Consider the following 17,003-nt stretch of genomic DNA (forward strand, 5'->3'; position numbering starts at 1 on the left):
GGGATTGCCCCATGCCGCATTCATCGTGGCACCCGCGAAGCAGCGGCCCTATACCCAAAGGCTTCCGACAAAGGCCAAAGGGCTGGGAAGGGGCAAAGGAAGGGTGCCAAGGGGAAAGGCCCTATCCTGAAAAGGCCAAAAGGCGCCCCGAGCAGCCCGTCATCCGGGGTTCGCCATGCTCTCGCTGTTCCAGCGCAAACGGGTGCCACCCACCACCGGCACACCGCCCACCTCCGCCATCGAAACTCCGAAAGGGTTGATGCGGCCGGAGTCGGCCGCATCGCTGCTGGCCACGCCGCGTCGGCAGAAACTGCTGGAGCACATCTGGCAGCGCACATCGCTCTCGCGCCGACAGTTCGCCACGCTCTACCTCGCCCCACTGGAACGCTACGCCGAGCTGGTCCAGCAGTTCCCGGCCTCCGAGAGCCACCACCACGCCTATCCGGGCGGCATGCTGGACCACGGCCTGGAGATCGTCGCCTATGCGCTGAAATTGCGGCAGTCATACCTGCTGCCTGCGGGCGTCACGCCGGAGGCACAGGCGGCCCAGGCCGAGGCCTGGACCGCAGGCACGGCCTACGCGGCCCTGCTGCACGACATCGGCAAGATTGCGGTCGATCTGCACGTCGAGCATGCCGACGGCAGCGTTTGGCATCCCTGGCACGGCCCGCTGCGAAAGCCCTACCGCTTCCGTTACCGAAAGGAGCGTGAGTACCGCCTGCACAGCGCCGCCACCGGGCTGCTCTACGCGCGCCTTCTCGATCGGGACATCTTCGACTGGCTCAGCGGCTATCCCGACCTCTGGGCCGCGCTGCTGTACGTGCTGGCCGGCCAGTACGAGCATGCCGGCACGCTCGGCGAACTGGTCGTGCAGGCCGACCAGGCATCGGTCGCCCAGGAACTCGGCGGCGATCCCAGCAAGGCGCTGGCGGCGCCCAAACATGCGCTGCAACGCAAATTGCTCGACGGCTTGCGCTACCTGCTCAAGGAAGCGTTCAAGTTGAACCAGGCCGGACCGGCGGACGGTTGGCTGACACAAGACGCCTTGTGGCTGGTGAGCAAGACCGTCTCCGACAAGCTGCGCGCCCATCTGCTGTCGCAGGGCATCGACGGCATCCCGGCGAGCAACACGGCGGTGTTCAACGTGCTGCAGGATCACGGCATCGTGCAACCGACGCCGGATGGCAAGGCGATCTGGCGGGCGACCATTACGAGCGAAACCGGCTGGTCGCACGCCTTCACCTTCCTGAAACTCTCGCCGGCGATGATCTGGGATGCCGCCGACCGGCCGGCGCCGTTCGCAGGCCGTGTGCAGGTCGAAGAGGAACAGGCGGAGCCGCCGCCGCTAGCGCCGGCGGTGGCCGATGGGCCGCGCGTGGAAGGTACCGAAGCTGCACCCGCGAGCACGGCGCCGATCGCATCCATAGCCACGGACACCGGCGTGGCCGCGCTGCTCGATCTGCTCGGCGACACCGCTCCGCCCACAACACCGGAGACCCCGAGTTGTCCTGTCGCCGAGCCCGAGCCGGCCCCTTCGACCGTGCCCCACGCCACAGATGAGCCTCGCGCCTTCCCAGGATCGCACGGAGCCCTCCGGGGCGCACTTCATGGCCTGGCTGCGCCAGAGCATCCAGACGCGCAAGCTCATCATCAACGACGCCAAGGCCCTGGTGCATACCGTCGCCGGCACGACCTATCTCGTCAGCCCCGGCGTGTTCCAGCGCTACGCGCAGGAGTACCTTCAAGTCGCCGCGCTGGCCAAGCAGGAGAAGCTGGAGGGGTGGCAGTGGGTACAGAAGCGCTTCGAGAAGCTGGGACAGCACCGCAAGCAGCCGAGCGGGCTGAACATCTGGACCTGCGAAGTCACGGGGCCGCGCAAGTCGCGCCGGCTGCACGGCTACCTGCTCGTCAGCCCGGATACGCTGTTCCAGGAGACGCCGCCAGACAACCCATACCTGCGGCTCCTCAACGAGGCCGCAAAGCGCGAAGATTCAGCCCTTGGGGGCAAGGACGACGATCAGGCGTAGGCATGCGACCGCTGTGCGGGCCGGCTTCAATCTGCGGATGGGGCCGACTCCGCCAGCTTGGCTTCGGTCAGAGTCATCAAGTGGGCGGAACTGCATTTCAGCGCACGGGCAATCTTGAGGATGAGAGGGAGCGTGGGGACATGCTCGCCGCGCTCGATCTTGCCCATGTGCGACCGTTCGATGCCGGCCATGTGGGCCAGCGTTTCCTGAGCTATACCCTGGTTGGTTCTTTCTTCCCGCACGGCAGCCCCAAACGCGATGGCTGGTTCCGCTTCGTAGGTAGTGGTGCCGGTGGGGCGGCCCCTTTGGATCGAACGCTTTGGCATTGCCAAGAGCGTCGAACACGGTCACGATTTAAACCACGTTAAACTTAACTCATTCAACGGCTTCGAGATCAGTTGCCACGAGTTCACCGCCTTGGGGGAGCTGGACGTGGAATCGAGTGACATCACCGCCGAAATTCGCATGGCCGTCCTCGGCGAATGGGTGCCTCCCCAGCTCGCCGACGTGCTCGCCCTGCAGCGTGCCGAAGAGCCGGAGACCCATGCCGTCCTGGCCGGATGGACAGATCCCGTTCGAGGCGCGGAGCTGCCGGGCGACGGCTTCGACTTCGCCTTGTCTGCGGTTGCCCGGCAGTGGCCTGGCTGGGTATGCGAGCCGCTGTGGCATGACACGCTGGCGGTCGCCGTGGCCAAGCGCTCCCACCTGCTGGCCTACCGTGAAGTGCCGTGCGAGGAAGTGCTCAAGCAGCCCTTGATCTGCTCGCAGTCCACGGCCGATGAACCATGGCGCATGACCGTGCAGCGCGTGTTCGAGAACGCGCTGCAGGAGCGGGAGCAAACGGTGGAGACATTCGATGTGGCGATGACGCTGGTTGCCGCCGGGTACGGGATCGCCATTGCGCCTGCCGCGAGACTGGCGAGCTACCTACGCCGAGGCATCGCCGTGCGGCCGCTGGCCGGCGCACCAACGATCGTGATGGCTTACCTGCTGCGCCGCAACGCTTCCTTGTCGGACACCCAGGCAAGATTCGCCCGCCGCGCGCGCTTGGTGTCCTGACAGACGCGCGGGAATCGCGGTTTCGCCACGATCCCGCATTCCTGCTGCTATGCGACCCCGACTCGCGGCGGGGTCCATTCGCTTTCCTTCACGGCTGTGCTCACTGCCATGACGAGCTTGTCGAGATTGCTGGCCGTCACGCCCTCCAGTGCCGAATGCCCCCGCAGCATCGAGCGCGGTTGCAGCAGTGCATGGTAGATCTGCCAAGGGTCCGCACCCCTGGTCAACTTCAGGACGGACTGGATCAGCTCGTGCTTGAGTGGGTCGAGGTGCCAGTCCGGCACGCGCTGGCCGCGGTTGCCTACGTTCAACGCCAGCAAGTTGCCCGCCTTGATCTCGTAGCTGATCCACCTGCGGGATTTGCCCGCCATCTTGGCAAACGCCGCGACGGGAAGGTTGTGCGGCGCCTCGAAGACATCGAACAGCTCCATCCTCTCGCGCTGAATGTCCGAAGGCACCAGCGGCGCGGCCGATCGAGGGGGCGGAACCGCCGGCAGCCGATGTGCGGCGGCAGAAACCAACGGCATGGCGTCGCCCGGCTTCGTCACGAGCAGGATTGGCGAAGCGGCAACCGGCGTAGAGGGGGCGCTTGCGGTTTGCTCACTCGGGAATGCGGGCACGCCTTCCAGATGCACGGTGAGCGGCATGCTGGCCGCCTCGACCTGGTTCTGCTCGAAGAGGTCGAGCCGATCGGCCCAGTCCTGCATCATGCGGCGACGCTGCTCCACGTACTCGGCATGGTTGTAGGTCGCGCTGACCTTGTTGGGATCGACATGCGAGAGCTGTGCATCCACCCAGACCTTCGGGTAGCCGATCTCGTTGAGCGCAGTGGACATCGTGCCGCGAATACCGTGTCCCGTCAGGCGTTCCTGATAGCCCATGCGCTTGAGCGCACCATTGAGCGTGTTCTCGCTGATGCGCTTCTTCAAGTCGCTGTCGTGCCGGAACAGGTGGCGCTGGGCCGGCTTGAACTCATCCAGCAGGTGCCGGACGATCTCCATGGCCTGAATCGACAGCGGCACGATGTAGGGCGGGATGTCCTTTGGCTGTTGCCGCTTCTTGCGCATATCCAACTGGAGTTGCTTCACGACGTCGGGCGGGATGATCCACAGCCCACGGTCCAGATCGAATTGATCCGGCGTCGCCTGTCGCAGCTCTCCGGTTCGCACGCCGGTCAGCAGCAATAGCCGCAGCCCGAGCTGGGTCTGCCGCCTGCCGCGATAGCTGCGTAGCCGCTGCAACAGCTTCGGCAGCTCGGCCATGCGCAGGAACGGGTTGTGATTGACGGGTGGCAGTGGCAGCGCCACCACATCGAGATCGGAGGCGGGGTTCTGTTCCAGGCCCGGCACGATCACCAGCGCGTAGCGGAACAGTTGGTTGAACCACGTCCTGACTTTCTCGGCGACGGAGAGCGCCTTGCGCTTCTCGATCTTGGCGATCACCTCCAAGAGGTCGGGACGCTTGATCTCATAGACCGACCGCTTGCCCAAGGCGGGCAGCACATCCTTGTCGAAGATGCGCGGAAGTATCGAGAGGGTCGTCTGCCGGCCTTCCTTGAGGCTGAGCCCGCGATGCTTGAGCCACTTGCGATACACCGCCTCGAAGGTGTTTTCGTCGGCGAGCCGGACAGCAGTGCGCTTCTGCTTGCGGTGAACGCGAGGATTGGTGCCTTTGGCTAGCAGGGCGCGCGCTTCGTCGCGTAGGCTGCGGGCCTCGCGAAGCGTCACCTCCGGGTAGGTGCCGAGCGACATCCGCTTCTGCTTGCCCGCCCAGTAGTAGCGGAAGTGCCAAGTCCTGCCCCCTGCAGCCGTGACGGCCAGGGAGAGGCCATCCAAGTCAGGGAGGGTGTATGCCTTGCCTGTTGCCTTGGCCTGTCGAACGGCCAGGTCTGAGAGTGCCATGCTCTTGCTCCTGAACATGAGTCAGGAACCAGATGCTGGTCACGTCGACCTCGCCCCTCCATCAACAATCCGGAACCAGCTGCGCCCGCAAAAATGGACTTGTTTGTGGACTTAAAAGTCCCGACTGTAGGCGGATCGCAGTGGACCACGGCAGAACGTCAAAGAGAGGAAAAGTCCTTGTGCGGCAACGACTTGCAGACTCTCTTGGACTTCTGCGGAAGTCCGCAGAATGATGCAGTGGAGCGGGTGAAGGGAATCGAACCCTCGTATGAAGCTTGGGAAGCTGCCGTTCTACCATTGAACTACACCCGCCTTGGATGCCCGGGCTGACCGCCTGGACGGAAGGCACTACCGCCAGACGCGGCAGGACTGCAATTCTAAGCCCGAATTCGAAGGCCGGCAAATAAGGGGCAAGCCCTCATATTGTAGATTGTAGTTATTCTCACTTGCCTGGACGCCCCACCACGCGGCATCCCCTGCCTGCGCCCTCTCCATCCCGATGACCGCCCCGCCCTCCCCCGTCAACACCTCCACCGGCGTCCTGCTCAACGTCGCCTCCTCGGCGCTGTTCGCGCTGATGTCCGCGTACACCACCTTGCTGCGCCCCCTGGACGGTGCGGCCATCTACGGCTGGCGCATGTTGCTGACCGTTCCGGCGCTGACGCTGCTCGTCCTGGCCATGGGGCGCTGGCATGAGATCCGCCAGCTTGCCGCGCGCGTGCGCCGCCAGCGGTTCTTCTGGGCGCAGCGCGTGCTGTCGGCGACCCTGCTCGGCGCGCAGCTCTGGCTGTTCATGTGGGCGCCGGTCAACGGCCACGGGCTCGACGTGTCGCTGGGGTATTTCCTGCTGCCGATCGCGATGGTCGCGCTGGGACGGCTTGTCTTCAAGGAGCGCATCAGCCGGATGCAACTGCTGGCCGGGGGACTAGCGCTCGCGGGCATCGTCTATCAGTTGGCGATCGTCGGTACCGTTTCCTGGCCCGCGCTGCTGGTGTGCCTGGGCTACCCGGGCTATTTCTGGCTGCGCCGCGCCACCCATACCAATACCCTGGGGTCGCTGTGGCTGGACATGACGCTGGGCCTTCCCGTCAGCGTGTTCTTCGTCCTGCAGGGCGGCTATGCGCTGCCGGCGGACGCGCCGCCCGGCCTGCCATGGCTCATCCTGGGCCTGGGCATCATCAGTGCCTCGGCGCTGGGATTGCAGGCGCTGTCGGCGCCCAAGCTGAACGTGACGCTGTTCGGCCTGTTGATCTATGTGGAGCCGGTCCTGCTGGTCGTCGTCGCCGCGGGAGTGCTGGGCGAATCCATTGCTCCCGCGCAGTGGCCGACCTATCTGGCTATCTGGATGGCGGTGCTGGTCCTGGTGGCCGAGGGAGGGATCGCCTTGGCACGTCATCGTCCGTCGTCTCGACTGTCCTGAACAATCGATCAATTCATGTAAATTTTCGGATTCCCAAATGAAATCTCCTGGCATAGAGTGCGGCGGACAAGAAGGCTCCGCACCATTTCGCCGCACGCACAAGATCGACAACGAGCGCGGCGCCACACCAAAGGAGAAGTCATGGGATACCCCCTTCCCGCACGCGCCGCATTGCCTCTCGCGCTTGCCCTGGCCGCCTCGCTCGCGGCCTGCGGTGGCGGCGACGGTGACAGCGGCGGCGGCGGAACGCCGCCCGCCCCGCCGGGGCCCGCTGCCCGCGCCTGCCAGCTGGAAAGCTTCGCCGATGTCAGGATCCCCGCGGCGCGCATCACGGCGGTATCGTCCGTTCCCGCCGGCACCTATCGCCCCTCCGACAGTCGCCAGGACCTGAATGATGTTCCCGCGTTCTGCCGCATCGACGCCGTGGCCACGCCCACGGCCAGTTCGCGGATCAATTTCCAGCTCTGGGTGCCCGAAGGCGCATCCTGGAACGGCAAGCTGGTCGCGACCGGCAATGGCGGCTACAGCCCGGCGCTGAGCTACGGCGACATGGCCTACGCCATGCGGCAAGGCTATGCCGTCCTGGGCGGCGATACCGGCCATCAGACCGAAGACATGCTGTGGGGTGTGAGCAATCCCGAGAAAATCATCGATTGGGGCTCACGGTCGATCAACGCGATCACGGTCGCCGGCAAGCAGTTGCTGACCGAGCTGCGCGGCACGGCGGCCCGTCGGGCCTATTACCTGGGATGCTCCACGGGCGGCCACCAGGGATTCGCCGAGGCGCAGCGCTACCCCGAGGATTTCGACGGCATCATCGCCGGCGCGCCGGGCAATAACCGCACGGCCCTGAACATCGAGTTCATGTGGCGCTTCCGCTCCAACCGTCCGGCCAACGACAACCTCACGCAGTTCCTGACGCCGGCCAAACTGCGGCTCATCACGGATCGCGCCGTCGCGGCGTGCGACACGCTGGATGGCGTGGCGGACGGCGTCATCGACGATCCTCGCGCGTGCACCGCGGACAAGTTCGACGTCGCCAGCCTGCTGTGCACCGCCGGCGATGCCGCGGACTGCCTCACACCCGACCAGCTTGGCGCCGCGCGGAACATCTATCAGGGTCCGCGCAATCCCCGCACGAAGGCCCAGCTCTATCCCGGCTGGCCCGTGGGCAGCGAATCGGGCTGGTCAGGCTACATGGGGTCGACCGAGCCGGTGCGGGCCGATTTCTGGCGTTACTGGGTTTTCGACGATCCGCAGTGGAACTGGTGGACATTCGATTTCGACCGCGACGTTTCGTACGCGTATGCGAAGATCGCGCCACTGGTCGACCAGACCAGCGCCGACCTGTCGGCATTCAAGTCCAGGGGCGGCAAGCTGATGGTCTACCACGGCTGGAGCGACCCGGTGGTCAGTGCCTACGACAGCATCGGCTACTACGATCGCGTACTCGCCGCGCAAGGAACCCAGGCCGCGCTCGATGAGTTCTACCGGCTCTTCCTGGTTCCCGGCATGGGCCACTGCAGCGGCGGCCCCGGCGCCACCACCTTGCGCGCGGATGGAGATGCGGCTCCGGATCCGAGCCGCGACATTCTGGCTCTCATGGACCGGTGGGTGGAACAAGGCAAGCCGCCGGACGACTTCGTCGCCTCGCGCATGGCGGAAGGATCGGTACAAAGAACCCGTCCGCTGTGCGCCTATCCCAAACAGGCGGCCTATCGGGGAACGGGCGACCCGGATGATGCGGCGAGCTACATCTGCCGCTAAGGGCCGCGCGGGGCCGCGGCCCCGGCCTTCGGAGCCCGCTAGGCGGGAACGGGTTCCGCCCGCTCCCGCCGGCGCATGAACAACACGGCCAATCCGAAGCTCAGCGCCAGCGTGGGAAGGGCCGACCCCAGCGCGGTGCTGGCGAGCGGCAGCAGGTGATAGAACGCAATGCCGCCGATCCAGATCAGCACGGCCTTGACCCTTACCGCGGGCGCCTGCCGCAGCAGCCGGTTGGCGTCGGCGCCCAGGCCCAGGGTGCCCAGCATGACGCCGAACAAGGGCACGAAGCAGGAACTTAGCAGGAGCAGGAACGGCTCCAGGCTGTGCATGGGCAGCACCATCCCCAACAGGCAGCAGGCTGAAGCGATCAGCAGCCCCCAGCGGCGGATGCTCCAGCGAGGCGCGATGCCGTGCGCCGACACGGAAGCCGAATAGGTGTCGCCATAGGCGTTGTCGACTTCGTCGATCAGCACCAGGGACAGCGCGATCAGGCCGCCCTGGGCCTGCAGCAGGGCCATGATCAGGTCCTGGCTGGGCAGCGTCAGCGCGACCAGCACGCCCAGCCCGTAGCACCAGATGTTGGCCACGGCATAGCCGGACCAGGCGCCCGTCATCGCCGAACGGCCGCTCTTGCCGTGGCGCGCGTAGTCGGCCACCAGGGGCAGCCAGCTGATGGGCATGGCGATCACGAGATCCAGGGCGGACAGCGCGCTCATGCCGCCCGAACCGCTTCGGTTCCACAAGGCAGCCAGGCCCTGGCCGTGCGCCATGGACAGGAACTGCCAGCTCAGCCACAGCAGCGAAAGCACCACCAGCGGCAGGGCCACCCGCGAGACGATGCGGCGCACCAGGCGCACCATGGAGCCGCCGATGAGCAGCAGGATCACCGCGCCCCAGAGCAGCGTGGCCAGGTAGGGCCAGTAACCGGCGGTCATGGCGCCGCCATGGCGGCCCACGGCGACCGTGGCATCGCGCATCACCACCAGCTCGAACGCACCCCAGCCCAGCAGTTGCACGATATTCAGAAGGATGGGCAGGCGCGCGAAGCTGCGCCCGTACACAGCCACCATCAGCCCGGCGCTGGACAGGCCGCTGCGGCAGCCGATCTGCGCAACCCAGCCAAGCAGTCCCGCGCCCAGCACGGAGCCCAGCACGATGGCCAGCAAGGCTTGCGAAGGGCTCAGGGCCGGCAGCAGGTACGAGCCCATCTGCATGACCAGCAGCCCCACGCCCAGGCTGAACCAGAGGGAGGCATGGTCATGCCATTGGAAGACACGCAGTTCGCCGGGCACGGCGGCAAGCGCTTCGTTGCCGTTGCCGGCGGAGGAGGGTGACGCGTCAGTCATGAATGTTCGCTCGAATCCAGGCCACTCCGGCCATGATAGCGAACAAGCCGCTTTCCCCCCTACCTGCGGCTGCGCACAGTGCTCGGGGCAGGCAACTTCTCCTTCCGGCAGGCGCTATAGCCGCGCCACCGGCATCGACGGCGGCGCGGCTGGCGCCGGCCGCCGCGCCCAAGACGCCGGGGCGTGCGGCTGGCCGTCTCCCGCCACCACCTTCCCCGGATTCATGATCCCCAGCGGATCCAGCGCGGCCTTGATCGTGCGCATCAGCGCGATTTCGGTGGCGGAGCGGGAATAATGCAGGAACGGCCGCTTGTGCAGCCCGACCCCGTGCTCGGCAGCGATGGAACCGCCTCTTGCCTGCACGCAACCGTAGACCGTTTCCTCGATCTCATGCACCGGCAGCGGCCGGTCGTCCACCTGCACGATGAAGTGGACGTTGCCGTCGCCGGCATGGCCGAAGGCGATGGTGCGCAGAGATGGCCAGCGCGCGCGCAGCCGCTCGCGGCAGGTCTGGACGAAGTCGCCGATCTGCCCGGTGGGCACGCTGATGTCGAACCCCACGCGCGGCCCGAGCGCGGGCAGGAAGTCGCTGCCGGATTCACGCAGCTCCCAGAAGGCCTGAGTGTCGCGCAGCGACCGGGCCAGCGCGGCATCCTCGACCAGTCCTTCCTCGACGGCCGCCTCGATCAGGGCGGTGAACTGGTCGGCGTCCTTGTCCGGCTCGACGCCCGAGGACTCGATCAGCAGGTACAGCCCATGGCCCGGGGACAAGGGCACGGCCCCGCGCCCCTGGCGCGCGGCATGCGCCAGCGCCAGTTCGTAGAACTCCGGCCACATGACCTCGAACGCCGACAGCGCCGGACCAAGCCGCTCGCGGGCCAGGCGCAGCAGGCGGCTGGCCGCGGCGTAATCGGCCAGCGCGCACAGCGCGGTGTTCTGGCTGGCGGGCCGGGGCGCCAGGCGCAGCACCAGGCGGGTAATGACGCCCAGGGCGCCCTCGCTGCCGATGAACAGCTGCTTCAGGTCGAAGCCGGCATTGTTCTTCTGCATCTTGTTGAGCGAGGACACGACGCTACCGTCGGGCAGCACCGCCTCCAGCCCCAGGACCAGGTCGCGCATCATGCCGTAGCGCAGCACGCGGTTGCCGCCCGCGTTGGTGGCGGCGTTGCCGCCTATGCTGCACGAACCCCGCGCGCCGATGTCCAGCGGGAACAGCCAGCCGGCCGCATCGGCCGCTTCCTGCACGCGCTGCAATGGGATGCCGGCCAGCACGGTCAGCGTGCCGGCCTGCGCATCGGTTTCCTCGATGCCCTGCATGCGCTGCAACGACAACAGCACGCAGCCGCGCACCGGCGTGGCGCCGCCGGACAGCCCGGTCAGGCCGCCCTGCGGCACGACGGGCACGCGCAGGCGGGAGCAGCAGGCCAGCAGGCGCGAGACCTCGTCGGTCGTACGCGGCAGGGCCAGCGCCAGCGGCTCGTCGCCGGCTCCCGCCGCCACGACCCAGTCGCGCAGATGGCGTTCGGGAATGTCGGCCGCGGCGCGGACGACTTCGTCGCCCAGCGCCGCCCGCAGTTCGTCCAGGGCCCGCATCAGTGGCGATGTCCGGACATCAGATGGCGACCTTGTTGGCGGACTCGTGCCAGGGGATCATCATCTTGCGCAGCGAACCGACGGCGAAATACAGCGAGAAGCCGATGGCCGCCAGCAGCAGCACCACCGCGAACAGCGTATCGACCTCCAGTTCCTGCAGCTTGATGGTGGCCAGGTAGCCCAGACCGCGCGTGCCGGCCACGAACTCGCCCACCACCGCGCCGATGATGGCCAGCACGATGGCCATTTCCATCCCGGTCAGGATATAGGGCAGCGAACTGGGAATGACCAGCAGGCGAAAGCGCCGCGATTGCCTGGCGCGGCCCACGGTGAACACCTCGGACAGCCCGCGGTCCACCGATTTCGCGCCCAGGTAGCTGTTGGCGAACACGGGGAAGAAGGCCAGCACCGCCGAGACGATGATCTTGGACTCCAGCCCGAAGCCGAACCACAGGATGAACAGCGGGATCAGCGCGACCTTGGGCGTGACCTGCAAGGCGATCACGAAGGGCTTGAACACGGTGTCGAGAATGGCGACGCGGCCCAGGAGCTGTCCGACGATGGTGCCGAACACGATGGCGAACAGGAAGCCCCCCAGGCACTCGGTCAGCGTGATGCCCAGGTGGTAATAGGTGTCGGTGGAACCGAGCAGGCGGAACAGGGCCACCACCACCAGCTCGGGCGCCGGCAGCACCAGCGGCGAGACGTCGAAGAAATGCACGTATCCCTTCCAGATCAGGAAGAAGGCCACGACGGCGGATACTTGTAGCGCGAGTCGTTTCATGTCGGGTCAGAGCTCCAGCTTTTTCCGGATGTCGCTGCACAGCTTGCCGAACTCGGGCGAGCCCAGGGCTTCGGTGCGGGGACGCGGCAGGTCGATCTTGAATTCGGCCACCACGCGGCCGGGACGGGCCGACATCACGATCACCCGGTCGGCCAGGTGCACCGCTTCGCTGATCGAATGGGTGATCAGCAGCGCGGCGAATCCCTGCTCGGTCCAGATGCGTTCGGTATCGGCGGTGATCTGCTCGCGCGTGAGCGCATCCAGCGCACCGAACGGCTCGTCCAGCAACAGCAGTTCGGGATCGGTGAACAGCGCGCGCGCCACCGAGGCACGCTGCTTCATGCCGCCCGACAGCTCGGAAGGACGGCGCTTCTCGAAACCGGTCAGGCCGACCAGCTTGCACAGCGCCAGCGCGCGATCGACGTCGGCGGCCGAGGCCCGGCCCTGCATGAGCCGCGGCAGCATGATGTTCTGCTCGATGCTGAGCCAGGGCAGCAGGCGATGGTCCTGGAACGCCACGCCCATGCGCGGCGCCTGGCCGTCCCGGCCCCAGTCGATCCGGCCCTCGGTGGGCTCTTCCAGGCCGCACAGGATGCGCAGCAGGGTCGACTTGCCGCAGCCCGAAGGCCCGACGATGGCGACGAACTCGCCCGCGCCGATGGATTGGCGGATGCCCTCCAGGGCCTGGACGGTACCCGACTTGGTGTCGAAGCGCTTGGACACGCCGTCCACGCGGACCACCGGTCCGCGGCCGGCGTTCAGCGCGTGCACGTTACCGGCCGGCGGTACCGCGCGCACGATGTTGTCAGCCATTGGCGGCCTCCCAGATGTCGTTGGTGTACAGCGGCTTGGTGGTCGGCTGCTTGAGCAGGCCGGCCTGGCGCAGCAGCGACTCGCCCTCGGTCCACTGCGCCTCGTTGCAGCGCAGGACCTGCTTGGGGTTCGCGGTCGCCCACAGCTCGCGGTTGGCGCGCATGTCGGCCAGCGCGATCGGCGTGTTGTCCGATCCGGGAATGTCGTACTTGCCGCGCATCAGGGCGACGGCCTTCTGCAGCGCCGCGTCGTCCATCGCGATCAGTTCCTGGGCCGAGCGATAGGCGGCGCGCAGGAAGGCGACGTAGGCGTCCTTGTTGGCGGCCAGTTCGGCTTCCTCGGCCACGTAGACTTGCCCCGGCACGCCGTCGTCCATCTGCATGGTCGAGACCGGGAAGTTCTGAGCGGTCAGCCGGATGGCGGAACTGGCGTTGCCCAGGAAGCCCTGCACGCGCTTGGACTGGATCATGCCGAAGGACGCGGCCGAATCGGCAACGCGCTCGCGGCGCACCGACTTGGGATCGATCTTGGCACGCATCAGCATCAGGTCGAGCGTGGCCTCCATCGAGCCGCCCGCCGATTGCACGCCGATGACCTTGCCCGCCAGGTCCTGGGGCGTGCGGATCGGGGCGTCCTTGGACGAGATCACCGCGAACGGCGAACGCTGCGCGATGGTGGCGATGGCAATGACCGGGGCATTGCTGTTGACGCGCGCCATCATGTAGTTGGCGCCGCCGGTGCGGCCGGTCTGCACCTGCTTGGCCGCGGTCAGCTGGACGACCTGGGCGGCGCCGCGTCCGGCCTCGACCTTCAGGTCCAGGCCTTCCTTGGCGAAGTAGCCGGCCACCGACGCATACAGCACCGGCGAGAAGGCCAGCGAGAACGAGGACGGCGTCAGGAAGGTCAGCTTGCCCTTGCCCTGGGCGTGCACCACGGACACCAGGCCCGGCAGCGGCAACAGCGTGGCGGCAGCGGCAGCCGCGCTGCCGAGGAATTCACGACGTTTCATGAAAGGACTCCAGTTGTGGCCACCGGCGATCGCGGCGGCCTGGCCTGGCGCGGGAGGCATCCCGCCGGCGGATGAGTGGGAGAAAACCGGAAGGTCCGGTTTGTACCATAGATAAAACGATGATTTATATATGGCATGAATACATAGTAGGTCACACTTGGAAACCGGTCTATGGGGTAAACCCGAATTCAATCAGTCGCATGAATGGTTGCCAGCGGCCCGCAATCCGTTACCGACCTGACGCGGAGCTTGCCGCACCACCGGCTCCAGACCGACTAAAATCCCGGCCATGAATATCGTATTGAACGGGGAACCGCGCACCATCGAGGCAGCCTCCTCGGTGGCCGATCTGATCCAGGCGCTGGGCTACGCGGGCAAGCGCGTCGCCATCGAGCGCAACGGCGAGATCGTCCCGCGCAGCGCGCACCAGCACACCCTTATCGCCGATGGCGACCGGCTCGAAATCGTCGTCGCCGTGGGCGGAGGCTAGGATCACGATGAACATGACCACTCCCTCTCCCGCCCTGCCGCTGCCGGCCGATCCGGCCCTGGCCGCCGGGAAACTGCCCAAGGCCGCCCGGCCGGGCACGCACATCCGCAGCTTCGTCCACCGCCGCGGCCACATCACGCTCAGCCAGAAGGAAGCGCTCGAGACACTGACGGATACCTGGTCCCTGCCCTATACGGACCGGCACATCTCGTTCGCCCAGGTCTTCGGCCGCGAGGCGCCCACGGTGCTGGAAATCGGCTTCGGGATGGGCGAAACCACGGAAAAGATCGCCTTGGCCCAGCCCGAGCGCAACTTCCTGGGCGTGGAGGTGTTCAACGCCGGCGTCGGCGCCATGCTCCGCCGCATCGAGGACTCGGCCCTGCGCAACGTGCGCATCATCCAGCACGACGCGGTCGAAGTCATGCGCGACATGATCCCGCCGGCTTCGCTGGCGGGCGTGCATATCTATTTCCCCGATCCCTGGCCCAAGAAGCGGCACCACAAGCGGCGCCTGATCCAGCCCGCCTTCGTCGAGCTGCTGGCCAGCCGTCTCGCGCCCGGCGCCTATCTGCATTGCGCGACCGACTGGCAGCCCTATGCCGAACAGATGCTGGAAGTGCTGAGCGGCGAGCCGCAGCTGTGCAATACCTGCGAAGGCTATGCCGAGCGCCCGGCCTGGCGACCCCAGACCAAGTTCGAAACCCGCGGCCTGCGGCTGGGTCACGGCGTGTGGGACCTGATCTTCGAACGGCCGCCCGTCTCCCGCTATTCTCCCCGGGCCGATGCCTGACCGCCACGCCCGGACCTGACGGGGAACGGCGCCATGATACGGTCCATAGCCCGGGGGCTGGCGGTATTGCGCGCGATGAACGGGCGCATGCACTCCACGCTGGCGGACCTGCACCGGGACACGGGCCTGCCCAAGCCCACCGTCTTCCGCATCCTGGAAACCCTGCGCGACGAAGGCTACGTGCGCGAGGTCGACGCGCGGGGCAGCTACCAGTTGACCGGCAAGGTCCGCGACCTGAGCGACGGCTGCTCGGAGCGCCTGCTCATCGTGGACGCGGCCATTCCCTGCATGATCCGGGCCACGCGCCGGATCAAGTGGCCGCTGGGCCTGTCGACCCTGGACGGCGACCGCATGGCCGTGCGCTACAGCACCATGCCCTACAGTCCCCTGGCCTACCTGCCCACCACCTACGGCCGCCGCCATCCGATGACGCAATCCTCGGTCGGCCTGGCCTACCTGGCCTTCTGTTCGGAGCCGGAACGGCGCTTCCTGCTGCCCCAGGGAGCTCCCGCCGGACTCCTGGCCGTCCTGGACGCCACGCGGACCCGCGGATACGCGGTCCGGCAGGCGACCGTGGAATGGGACAGCGCGACCTGCGCCGTGCCGGTAGCCGAGGACGGCGAACTGCTGGCCGTGCTGAGCATGACCACCTTCGGCTCCACCATGACGCAGAGCTTCCTGGACCGCCACATCCCCATCCTGCAGCAGACCGTCCTGGAGATCCTGGCCGCGCAGGCGCCCCTGCGGCACGTGGATCAGGCCGACGAAGGCCCCAGCGCGCCGCTGCCGGCCAAGGCCTCGATCTCCTCCGCCGAATAACCGGCCTCGGCCAGGATCTCGGCGCCGTGCTCGCCCAGCTTGGGCGCCGGCCTGGATGGCACGTCGTCCCGGCCGCTCATGCGCGTGGGATCGGCCAGGTCCCACATCTTTCCTTCGGTGGGATGCTCGACCTCGCGCAACAGCCCCGAGGCCACGATGTGCGGATCCGTGCGCAGGCTGTCCAGCGTGTTGTAGGGCATGGCGGGGATGTCCGCTTCCTTGAGCAGCGCCAGCCATTCGGCGGTGGTGCGCCGGGCGATCGCCTCGGCCCGGATGCTGAAATACTCCCGGCTATGGGCGGCGCGGGCCTGCTTGGTATTGAAGCGAGGATCGGTCTGCATTTCGGGATGCCCCATGACGCGCATCAGCGCGAAAGCCTGGGCATCGGTGTTGGTCGTCAGGCAGACGTAGCCGTCCGCCGTCTTGACGGGACTGGCCTGCGGGTCGATCAGGCGCAGGTCGCCGGGCGGCGAGAGCGGAGGCTCGAAAGTCGCGCCGTACAGATGCTCGCTCAGCATCAGGGCCGCCATGTTCTCGAACATGGGCACTTCCACGCACTGGCCCGCGCCGGTGCGTTCGCGCTGGAACAGCGCCATCATGACGGCGTTGAGCGCCATCAGGCCCACGGTGCGGTCGGCCACGACATAGGGCACGTAGCGCGGCTGGCCGGTCGCCATCTCGGATAGCGCGGCCACCCCCGCCCCGCCCTGGATGATGGAATCGTAGGCGGGCGTGTCGCGGTACGGGCCGGGGCCGAAGCCCACCATCGCGCAGTACACCAGCCGGGGATTCGCGCGCGCCGCGCTGTCGTAGTCCAGTCCCAGGCGCTCGACCGCTTGCGGCCGCATGTTGATCAGCAGCACGTCGGCGCGCGCGACCAGCCGCATCACGGCCTCGCGGCCCCGCGGCTGCTTCAGGTCCAGCACGATGCTGCGCTTGCCGCGGTTCAGGTGCAGGAACTTGCCCGACATGCCGGGCGTGGGGGAAGGCCCGGCGATCCAGCGGATGACGTCGCCATCGGCGGCCTCGACCTTGATCACGTCGGCCCCGTGGTCGGCCATGATCTTGGCGGCGTAGGGCCCGACCACCGCCGAGGTGAGATCGAGGACGCGAATGCCGGACAGGGCGCGCCGGGCGCCGGAAGCGGAATGATCGGACATGACGGAAGGCCGCGCTGCGCGGCCG

Annotated in this window: 14 protein-coding genes, 1 tRNA gene and 1 pseudogene; 7 read left to right on the forward strand and 9 right to left on the reverse strand. The window is 67.1% G+C overall.

The window, feature by feature from the left end; translation table 11 throughout:
* The first annotated feature begins 175 nt into the window (after positions 1–175).
* Positions 176–2,027 (forward strand): annotated as a pseudogene (gene mobH, locus R4823_RS21980) (MobH family relaxase).
* A gap of 26 nt (positions 2,028–2,053) precedes the next feature.
* Here mobH and R4823_RS21985 read toward each other — a convergent pair.
* A complete protein-coding gene (locus tag R4823_RS21985) occupies positions 2,054–2,353 on the reverse strand; it encodes a helix-turn-helix transcriptional regulator (protein ID WP_003282197.1) in 300 nt (99 codons plus the stop codon).
* Positions 2,354–2,459: 106 nt separating this feature from the next.
* Here R4823_RS21985 and R4823_RS21990 point away from each other — a divergent pair, with 106 nt between their 5' ends.
* Positions 2,460–3,086 carry a substrate-binding domain-containing protein gene (locus R4823_RS21990; RefSeq protein WP_031754972.1) on the forward strand — a complete coding sequence of 209 codons (627 nt, stop codon included), beginning with the start codon at positions 2,460–2,462 and terminating at the stop codon, positions 3,084–3,086.
* A gap of 47 nt (positions 3,087–3,133) precedes the next feature.
* Here the strand turns inward: R4823_RS21990 and R4823_RS21995 are convergent, their stop codons facing one another.
* Positions 3,134–4,987 (reverse strand): integrase arm-type DNA-binding domain-containing protein, encoded by a 1,854-nt coding sequence (locus tag R4823_RS21995; RefSeq protein WP_087837879.1) that lies wholly within the window; start codon positions 4,985–4,987, stop codon positions 3,134–3,136.
* 238 nt (positions 4,988–5,225) lie between these two features.
* Positions 5,226–5,299, reverse strand: a tRNA-Gly gene (locus tag R4823_RS22000).
* Positions 5,300–5,486: 187 nt separating this feature from the next.
* Between R4823_RS22000 and rarD the strand changes: the two genes are divergently transcribed.
* Both rarD and R4823_RS22010 read left to right on the forward strand, forming a co-directional pair.
* Positions 5,487–6,407, forward strand: coding sequence for an EamA family transporter RarD (gene rarD / locus R4823_RS22005; protein ID WP_132979856.1), 921 nt, complete (start codon positions 5,487–5,489; stop codon positions 6,405–6,407).
* Positions 6,408–6,548: 141 nt separating this feature from the next.
* Entirely contained in the window at positions 6,549–8,174 is a 1,626-nt protein-coding gene (locus tag R4823_RS22010; RefSeq protein WP_132979855.1) for a tannase/feruloyl esterase family alpha/beta hydrolase, read from the forward strand.
* A 38-nt stretch (positions 8,175–8,212) separates the two neighbouring features.
* Here the strand turns inward: R4823_RS22010 and R4823_RS22015 are convergent, their stop codons facing one another.
* The 5 genes from R4823_RS22015 to R4823_RS22035 all read right to left on the reverse strand — a co-directional run bounded on the left by R4823_RS22015 (position 8,213) and on the right by R4823_RS22035 (position 13,719).
* On the reverse strand, positions 8,213–9,520 hold the full coding sequence (locus tag R4823_RS22015; protein ID WP_132979854.1) for a cytosine permease: 1,308 nt from the start codon (positions 9,518–9,520) through the stop codon (positions 8,213–8,215).
* Between the two features lie 114 nt (positions 9,521–9,634).
* Entirely contained in the window at positions 9,635–11,113 is a 1,479-nt protein-coding gene (locus tag R4823_RS22020) for an FAD-binding oxidoreductase (RefSeq protein ID WP_132979853.1), read from the reverse strand.
* 19 nt (positions 11,114–11,132) lie between these two features.
* The gene (locus tag R4823_RS22025; protein ID WP_087837884.1) at positions 11,133–11,897 is read right to left on the reverse strand and encodes an ABC transporter permease; all 765 of its coding nucleotides are present in this window, start codon (positions 11,895–11,897) and stop codon (positions 11,133–11,135) included.
* A 6-nt stretch (positions 11,898–11,903) separates the two neighbouring features.
* Positions 11,904–12,710: an ABC transporter ATP-binding protein gene (locus R4823_RS22030; RefSeq protein ID WP_087837885.1), complete on the reverse strand. Its 807-nt coding sequence runs from the start codon at positions 12,708–12,710 to the stop codon at positions 11,904–11,906.
* Positions 12,703–13,719 carry an ABC transporter substrate-binding protein gene (locus R4823_RS22035; protein ID WP_165963167.1) on the reverse strand — a complete coding sequence of 339 codons (1,017 nt, stop codon included), beginning with the start codon at positions 13,717–13,719 and terminating at the stop codon, positions 12,703–12,705. The genes R4823_RS22030 and R4823_RS22035 overlap by 8 nt, the downstream gene beginning before the upstream one ends.
* A 289-nt stretch (positions 13,720–14,008) precedes the next feature.
* On the opposite strand from R4823_RS22035, the gene thiS reads away from it, so the two are divergent.
* The 3 genes from thiS to R4823_RS22050 are packed head-to-tail and all read left to right on the forward strand — an operon-like array spanning position 14,009 to position 15,818.
* Positions 14,009–14,209: a sulfur carrier protein ThiS gene (gene thiS / locus R4823_RS22040; protein ID WP_132979851.1), complete on the forward strand. Its 201-nt coding sequence runs from the start codon at positions 14,009–14,011 to the stop codon at positions 14,207–14,209.
* Between the two features lie 7 nt (positions 14,210–14,216).
* Positions 14,217–14,999, forward strand: coding sequence for a tRNA (guanosine(46)-N7)-methyltransferase TrmB (gene trmB / locus R4823_RS22045; protein WP_279818587.1), 783 nt, complete (start codon positions 14,217–14,219; stop codon positions 14,997–14,999).
* Positions 15,000–15,032: 33 nt separating this feature from the next.
* Positions 15,033–15,818, forward strand: a complete 786-nt coding sequence (locus R4823_RS22050; RefSeq protein ID WP_132979849.1) for a helix-turn-helix domain-containing protein — start codon at positions 15,033–15,035, stop codon at positions 15,816–15,818.
* Here R4823_RS22050 and R4823_RS22055 read toward each other — a convergent pair.
* The gene (locus R4823_RS22055) at positions 15,755–16,978 is read right to left on the reverse strand and encodes a CoA transferase (protein WP_087837979.1); all 1,224 of its coding nucleotides are present in this window, start codon (positions 16,976–16,978) and stop codon (positions 15,755–15,757) included. The genes R4823_RS22050 and R4823_RS22055 overlap by 64 nt on opposite strands.
* Between the last annotated feature and the right edge of the window lie 25 nt (positions 16,979–17,003).

The organism is Pigmentiphaga sp. CHJ604, from assembly GCF_036972535.1.
GTDB lineage: Bacteria > Pseudomonadota > Gammaproteobacteria > Burkholderiales > Burkholderiaceae_B > Pigmentiphaga > Pigmentiphaga daeguensis.